At 65.9% G+C, this 7,486-nt stretch carries 8 protein-coding genes; all 8 read left to right on the forward strand.

Annotated elements, in window-relative coordinates:
• The first annotated feature begins 249 nt into the window (after positions 1-249).
• Positions 250-1,299 carry a phosphotransferase family protein gene (locus PMI38_RS20370; RefSeq protein WP_008098012.1) on the forward strand — a complete coding sequence of 350 codons (1,050 nt, stop codon included), beginning with the start codon at positions 250-252 and terminating at the stop codon, positions 1,297-1,299.
• Positions 1,296-1,670 (forward strand): DUF6285 domain-containing protein, encoded by a 375-nt coding sequence (locus PMI38_RS20375; protein ID WP_008098014.1) that lies wholly within the window; start codon positions 1,296-1,298, stop codon positions 1,668-1,670. The genes PMI38_RS20370 and PMI38_RS20375 overlap by 4 nt, the downstream gene beginning before the upstream one ends.
• On the forward strand, positions 1,663-2,382 hold the full coding sequence (locus PMI38_RS20380; protein ID WP_008098015.1) for a histidine phosphatase family protein: 720 nt from the start codon (positions 1,663-1,665) through the stop codon (positions 2,380-2,382). The genes PMI38_RS20375 and PMI38_RS20380 overlap by 8 nt, the downstream gene beginning before the upstream one ends.
• Before the next feature lie 27 nt (positions 2,383-2,409).
• Positions 2,410-3,588 (forward strand): acyl-CoA dehydrogenase family protein, encoded by a 1,179-nt coding sequence (locus tag PMI38_RS20385; RefSeq protein WP_008098017.1) that lies wholly within the window; start codon positions 2,410-2,412, stop codon positions 3,586-3,588.
• A complete protein-coding gene (locus PMI38_RS20390) occupies positions 3,585-4,343 on the forward strand; it encodes an SDR family NAD(P)-dependent oxidoreductase (protein ID WP_008098019.1) in 759 nt (252 codons plus the stop codon). Before PMI38_RS20385 ends, PMI38_RS20390 begins: the two co-directional genes overlap by 4 nt.
• A gap of 170 nt (positions 4,344-4,513) precedes the next feature.
• Positions 4,514-5,494 (forward strand): quinone oxidoreductase family protein, encoded by a 981-nt coding sequence (locus tag PMI38_RS20395; RefSeq protein ID WP_008098021.1) that lies wholly within the window; start codon positions 4,514-4,516, stop codon positions 5,492-5,494.
• A 13-nt stretch (positions 5,495-5,507) separates the two neighbouring features.
• Entirely contained in the window at positions 5,508-6,356 is an 849-nt protein-coding gene (locus PMI38_RS20400; RefSeq protein WP_008098023.1) for a TauD/TfdA dioxygenase family protein, read from the forward strand.
• Positions 6,357-6,385: 29 nt separating this feature from the next.
• Positions 6,386-7,438, forward strand: a complete 1,053-nt coding sequence (locus tag PMI38_RS20405; RefSeq protein ID WP_008098025.1) for a 3-keto-5-aminohexanoate cleavage protein — start codon at positions 6,386-6,388, stop codon at positions 7,436-7,438.
• Positions 7,439-7,486 lie beyond the last annotated feature (48 nt).

The following is a 7,486-nucleotide window of genomic DNA, read 5'->3' on the forward strand; positions in this document are numbered from 1 at the left end:
GCTTGCTCGCGATGCGCCGCGCGGGCGGCGCGCGATCTCACCGGCAATGAAAATCGCCTGTCGAGTGCAGGGATGAACAGCGGTTTCAACTTTGAAACAACGCTGTTCACACGTGCGCTAGAACACGGTCCACATGCCGGAGAATTATCTCCAATACATTGATTTCTAACGTATTTATAAGAGCAAACACAAACTGGCAATCATCTTGCAATGGCCATTGGCACGTGTGAACAGTGAGTTGGACCGACCATGCCAAGCAGTCATTTCGTGCAGCAAGCCAGTGCTCGCATCGACGTCGCAGACGCCCATGAGGTGCTGTCTGCCTATCTACAGGAACGCCTTCACGGTCAGCCAGTGCGCATCACCCGCAGCGAACGTCTGTCGGGTGGCGCCATTCAGGAGAACTGGCTGCTCGAAGCCGAGGTAGCCGGTACCCCACAGCGTTGGGTGCTGCGCACCGACGCGGCCTCCGCCGTGGCCGCCAGCATGAGCCGCGAGCAGGAGTTCGCCGTGCTCAGTGCTGTCCACCAGGTGGGCGTCAAGGTGCCCGAGCCGCTGTGGCTGTGCCAGGCACCCCAGGTGATCGGGCGCGATTTCTTCATCATGCAGGCCCTGGCCGGAAGCGCCAGCGGCCACCGCCTGACCACCGCCCAGGCCACGCCCGAGGGCAACCCGGCGCTGTGCCGGGCGCTTGGGGCGAACCTTGCACGCCTGCACCAGCTGCGCCCGCCACAAGCGGCGCTGGGGTTCCTGCCCGCGCCGGTGGCCGATGCGGTACAGGCCAGCGTCGACCAGTACCGTGGTTACCTCGATGCCTTGCCGGGTAGCCACCCGGTCATCGAGTGGGGCTTGCGCTGGTGCGAGCTGAACAAGCCTGCGCCTTTGCCGGCCTGCCTGATCCACCGCGACTACCGCACCGGCAACTACATGGTCGAGGGCGGTGAGCTCTGCGGCGTGCTGGACTGGGAGTTCGCCGGCTGGGGCGACCCGTGCGAGGACCTTGGCTGGTTCACCGCGCGTTGCTGGCGGTTCGCCCGCCCGGACCTGGCGGCGGGCGGCATCGGCCGGCTGGACGACCTGCTCGCCGGCTACCGCAGCGTGTCGGCACTGGACCTGGACAGCGAAACGCTGCGCTTCTGGCAGGTCATGGCCCACCTGCGCTGGGCGGTGATCGCCCTGCAGCAGGCCGAGCGCCATGTCTCCGGCCAGCAGCGCTCGCTGGAGCTGGCCTTGACCGGGCGCATGGTCAGTGAACTGGAACAGGAACTGCTGCTACTCACCCAAGGAGGCCGCGCATGAACCAGCCCGATGCCCAAGACCTGCTAGTCACCGCGCGCGACACGCTGCTCAAGCACTTGTTGCCGGCATTGCCGGCGCCGTTGCACTACGAAGCGCGGATGGTGGCCAGCGCCATGCAGATCGCCAGCCGTGAGCTGGCCCAGGCGGCGGCCTGTGCCGACATCGAACGCCAGGCCATGGCCGGCCTGCTGGCGCTGCACGGCGAGGTGCCGGCTACGCCCGAGCAAGCCCGCGCCGTGCTGGCCCGGCAGATTCGCCAAGGTGCCTATGACCAGGCAGGCGAGGCCCGTGCCAGCCTGCTCTCGGCCTTGCGCGCCATCAACCGGGCGCAGCTCGGCATCAGCAACCCGAAGGTGCTGACCCATGACTGAAGCGCTCGTCCAGCCCGTGCGGCGCCGCCGCTGCTACCTGGTGCGGCATGGCCATGTCGACTACTTCGACGCCAGCGGCCGCCCGCTCGACCCGCGCAGTGTGCCGTTGTCGGCCAAGGGCGTGACCCAGGCCCAGGCCTTGGGCGAGGTGCTGGCACAGACGCGGTTCGACCGCGCGGTCTGCTCGGACTACCCGCGCACCCGGCAGACCCTCGACCACTTGCTGGGCGGCCGTGCGCTGGCGGTGGAGGAGCGCGCCGAATTGCGCGAAATACGCGCCGGGCGCCTGCGGGAAATCCCCCGCGAATGCCTGCACCGCGAAGTGGCCCAGGCCTATCAATTGGCCGACCGCCCGGACGCGGCCTTTTTGCGCGGCGAGCCGTGGGCGGCGTTCCAGCAACGGGTGCTGGGCAGTTTCCAGCAGTTGCTGGAAGAACCGGACTGGTCGTCGCTGCTGCTGGTGAGCCACGACGCGGTCAATCGCATCCTCCTGGCCTGGGCCTGCGGTGCCGGGCTCGGTGCCCTGGCCGCCTTCGAGCAGGACCCGGCCTGCCTGAACATCGTCGATATAGACATGGTCGGCACCCAGGTGCTGCGCGCCTACATCCGCACCCTCAACTACTCAGCCTACGACCCGGGCAAGGCGACGATCGACCAGACCGTCATGGAGCATGTACACGCCTCCATCGACCCGCGCCGCCTGCACGCCTGACCCCATTTGCCTACAAGGAACACCGCCATGAATTTCGCTCTGTCCGCCGAGTTGCTCGCCCTGCAAGCCAAAGTCCGGCAATTCGTCGCCGAAGTCGTCATCCCCCTGGAGCGTGACCCGCGCCAGACGCCCCACGGCCCTTCGGCCGAGCTGCGCCAGGTGCTGCTCGACCAGGCCCGTGAACACGGCCTGCTGACCCCGCATGCCTCGCGCGAAATGGGTGGGCTGGGCTTGAGCCACATCGAGAAGGCGATCGTCTTCGAAGAGGCCGGCTATTCGACGCTGGGGCCGGTGGCCCTGAACATCCACGCACCGGACGAAGGCAATATCCACCTGCTGGAACAGGTCGCCACGCCTGCGCAGAAGGACCGCTGGCTCAAGCCGCTGGTGCAGGGCCGGATCCGTTCGTGCTTCGCCATGACCGAGCCGAGCCCGGGCGCCGGCTCCGATCCGTCGATGCTCACCACCCAGGCCGTGCGTGACGGCGACGACTACATCATCAATGGCCAGAAATGGTTCATCACCGGGGCCGAAGGCGCGCAGATGGCGATCATCATGGCGCGCATGGAGGATGGCAGCGCGACCATGTTCCTCACCGATACCGACCGCCCCGGCTTCGTCCTCGAACGCATGATGGACTCGCTGGACAGCTGCTTCAGCGGCGGCCACGCAGTGCTGCGCTTCGACAACCTGCGCATTCCGGCCAGCGATGTGCTGGGCGAAGTGGGCAAGGGTTTCCGTTATGCCCAGGTGCGCCTGGCCCCGGCCCGCCTGACCCACTGCATGCGCTGGCTGGGCCAGGCGCGCCGCGCCCATGACGAAGCCTGTGGCTATGCCAACCGGCGGGTGTCGTTCGGCAAGCCGCTGGGTGAGCACCAGGGCGTTGGCTTCATGCTGGCCGACAACGAAATGGACCTGCATACCACGCGCCTGTCGATCTGGCACTGCGCCTGGGTGCTGGACCAGGGCGAACGCGGCAACTTCGAGTCGAGCATGGCCAAGGTGCTCAGCTCCGAGGCCATCTGGCGGGTGATCGACCGCTGCGTGCAGGTGCTGGGCGGGCAGGGCGTCACGGGTGAGTCGATCGTCGAGCGGATCTTCCGCGATGCGCGCAGCTTCCGCATCTACGACGGCCCTAACGAAGTGCACCGCATGAGCCTTTCGAAGAAGATCCTCGCCCGCCACGCCACGGGGGTGGCCGGATGAACCTCGACAGCTATCGCGACCAGGTGGTGATGATCACCGGCGCCGCCAGCGGCTTTGGTGCGTTGCTGGCCCAACGCCTGGCCGGGCTGGGTGCCCGGCTGGTGCTGGGCGACCGTGACGTGGCGGGCCTGGAGCGGGTGGCCGGGGCCTTGCGCGAAGCCGGCGCTGCGGTGCTGGCGGTGCCGTGCGACGTGACCCGCGAGGCGCAGGTCAAGGCGTTGGTGGAAGCGGCCATCAGCACCTTCGGCCGCCTCGATGTGGGGGTCAACAATGCCGGCATCCTGACGCCGATGAAGCGCTTCATCGACACCACCGAAGAAGAGCTCGACCGCAGCCACGCGGTCAACACCAAGGGGGTGTTCTTCTGCATGCAGCAGCAGATCCGCCAGATGCTGGAGCAGGGGGGCGGGGTCATCCTCAACATCGCCTCCATGGCCGGACTCGGTGGCGCGCCCAAGCTCGCCGCCTACGCGGCGGCCAAGCACGCGGTGGTCGGGCTGACCCGCACCGCAGCGGTCGAATATGCCCGCCGGGGGATTCGCGTCAACGCCCTGTGCCCGTTCTACAGCGCAACGCCCATGGTCACCGAAAGCGAAGTGGGCGAGCAGCAGGATTTTCTCGCCCAGGGTTCACCGATGAAGCGCCTCGGCACGCCCGAGGAAATCGTCGCGGCGATGCTGATGCTGTGCGCCAGGGAGAACAGCTACATGACCGGCCAGGCGATTGCCGTGGACGGCGGCATCTCGGCGTTCTGAGCCTCTGTAACGGGAGCCCCCGGCAGCGCCTGGCGCTGAAACCGGGGGCGCTGTCATGAACTGAAAAATCGTTGTCGTCCGATGATAAGCGCCGCAAGGCGCAACGGCCTAAATTGCCCTCCATAACGAATGTTGCTGTTCAACAAGAACTACAAGAAGGGAGAATTGGCATGGCCAAAGCGGTACGTTTCTACGAAACCGGGGGCCCTGAGGTCCTGCGCTACGAAGACGTCGAAGTCGGCGAACCGGGCCCGGGGCAGGTTCGCCTGCGTCACGTGGCGGTTGGCCTGAACTACGCCGACACCTATTTCCGCAACGGCACCTACCCGATTCCGCTGGCCAATGGCATGGGCGTGGAAGCGTCCGGCGTGGTCCAGGCGGTCGGCGAGGGCGTCACGCATGTAGCGGTCGGTGACCGGGTCACCTACACCGGCTTCATGAATACCCTCGGCGCCTACAGCACCGAGCGCATCATCCCCGCCGCGCCGCTGATCAAGCTGCCGGAAACCATCGCCTTCGAAACCGCCGCAGCCATGACCATGCGTGGCCTCACTGCGTCGTACCTGATGCGTCGCCTGTACGACTTCAAGCCCGGTGACAGCATCCTGCTGCACGCAGCGGCCGGTGGTGTCGGCCTGATCGTTTCGCAGTGGGCCAAGCTGCTGGGCCTGACCGTGATCGGCACCGTCTCCACCGACGCCAAGGCCGAAGTGGCACGCGCCCATGGTTGCGATCACACCATCAACTACAGCCATGAAGACGTGGCCAAGCGCGTGCGTGAGCTGACCGATGGCGTTGGCGTCAACGTGGTGTTCGACAGCGTCGGGCGCAACACCTTCATGGGCTCGCTGGACTCGCTCAAGCGCCGTGGCCTGATGGTGTGCGTGGGCACGGCGTCCGGCACCATCGAACCGTTCGACCCGCAGATCCTGGCGATGAAGGGCTCGTTGTTCCTGACCCGTCCGGCACTGGCCGACTACATCGCCGACCCGGCCGAGAAGTCTGCCCTGGCAGGCGAGCTGTTCGGTCACGTGGGCAGCGGGCGCATCAAGATCGAGATCAACCAGCACTACGCCCTGCAGGACGCGGTCCAGGCGCACCGTGACCTGGAATCGCGCAAGACCACCGGCTCGTCGATCTTCGTCATCTGAGGAGGGCGTTGTCATGCAAGTCGAACAATTGACCTGCGCCATCGGTGCCGAGCTGGTCAACGTCAAGTTGGCCGATGCGATTCACGATGACGGGCTGTTTGCCGAGATCCGTGCCCAGTTGCTCAAGCACCGGGTGCTGTTCCTGCGCGATCAGGACATCAGCCGCGCCGAGCACGTGGCGTTCGCCCGCCGCTTCGGCGAGCTGGAAGACCACCCGGTGGCCGGCAGCGACCCGGAGCACCCGGGCCTGGTGCAAATCTACAAGTCCCCGGAAACCCCGGCGGACCGTTACGAGAACGCCTGGCACACCGATGCCACCTGGCGTGAAATTCCGCCGATGGGCTGCGTGCTGCGCTGCGTGGAAGCGCCGTCGGTGGGCGGTGACACCATGTGGACCAACATGGTGCTGGCCTACGACAACCTGCCGGCCGATATCAAGGCTCGCATCGAAGGGCTGCGCGCCCGCCACAGCATCGAGGCGAGCTTCGGCGCGGCCATGCCGATCGAGCAGCGCCTGGCCCTCAAGGCCCGCTTCCCCGACGCCGAGCACCCGGTGGTGCGCACCCACCCGGAAACCGGCGAGAAGGTGCTGTTCGTCAACGCCTTCGCCACCCATTTCAGCAACTACCACACCCCCGAGCGCGTGCGTTTCGGCCAGGACGCCAACCCCGGGGCCGGCGAACTGCTGCGCTACCTGGTCAGCCAGGCGTACATCCCTGAGTACCAGGTGCGCTGGCGCTGGAAGCCCAACAGCATCGCCATCTGGGACAACCGCAGCACCCAGCACTACGCCGTCATGGATTACCCCGCCTGCCACCGCAAGATGGAACGTGCCGGGATCATCGGCGACGCGACTTTCTGACCGTAAAAGAACAAGATTGAGGATTAGACATGCAATTCTTCGACGACTCGCTGCACCCGGAAAACATGGAAAAGGTGGTAATCACCGTGGCCCCTTATGGCCCGGAGTGGATGCCCGACGACTTCCCTGAAGACATCCCGGTCACCATGGATGAGCAGGTGCAAAAGGCAGTCGATTGCTATGAGGCCGGCGCCACCGTGCTCCACCTGCACGTACGTGAACTCGATGGCACCGGCTCCAAGCGCCTGTCCAAGTTCAACGAGCTGATCGCCGGTGTGCGCGAAGCCGTACCGGACATGATCATCCAGGTCGGTGGCTCGATCTCCTTCGCCCCGGAAGGCGAGGGTGAAGCGGCCAAATGGCTGAGCGACGACACCCGTCACATGCTGGCGGACCTTACGCCCAAGCCAGACCAGGTGACGGTGGCGATCAACACCACCCAGATGAACATCATGGAGCTGCTGTACCCGGAATACCTGGAAGGTACCTCGCTTTCCAGCCCGGCAATCCAGGCAGCCTATAGTGAAATGACCGTGCCTGCGGGCCCGGCCTGGGTCGAAGAGCACCTGCGTCGCCTGCAGGCCAGCGGTATCCAGCCGCACTTCCAGCTGACCGGCATCCACGCCTATGAAACCCTCGAGCGCCTGGTGCGCAAAGGCGTCTACAAAGGCCCGCTGAACCTGACCTGGATCGGCATCGGCGGTGGCTTCGACGGCCCGAACCCGATGAACTTCTTCAACTTCGTCAACCGTGCGCCGGACGGCTGCACCCTGACCGCCGAATCGCTGCTCAAGAACGTGCTGCCGTTCAACATGATGGCCTTGGCCATGGGCCTGCACCCGCGCTGCGGCATCGAAGACACCATCATCGACCAGCACGGCAAGCGGTTCAGCTCGGTGCAGCAGATCCAGCAGACCGTGCGCGTGGCTCACGAACTGGGCCGTGAAATTGCCAGCGGCAAGGAAGCCCGTGCGATCTACCGCATCGGCGAGCAGTACGCGACCGTGGAAGAAACCCTGCTGGCCAACGGCATGGCGCCGAACCGTCGGCCAGGCCAGAAAGGCGTGCCACAGCGCGCCTGATGGTCCACTGGCCCTATCGCCGGCAAGCCGGCTCCCACAGGTACCTGT

It is taken from the genome of Pseudomonas sp. GM84 (assembly GCF_000282535.1).
In the GTDB taxonomy this organism is placed as follows: domain Bacteria; phylum Pseudomonadota; class Gammaproteobacteria; order Pseudomonadales; family Pseudomonadaceae; genus Aquipseudomonas.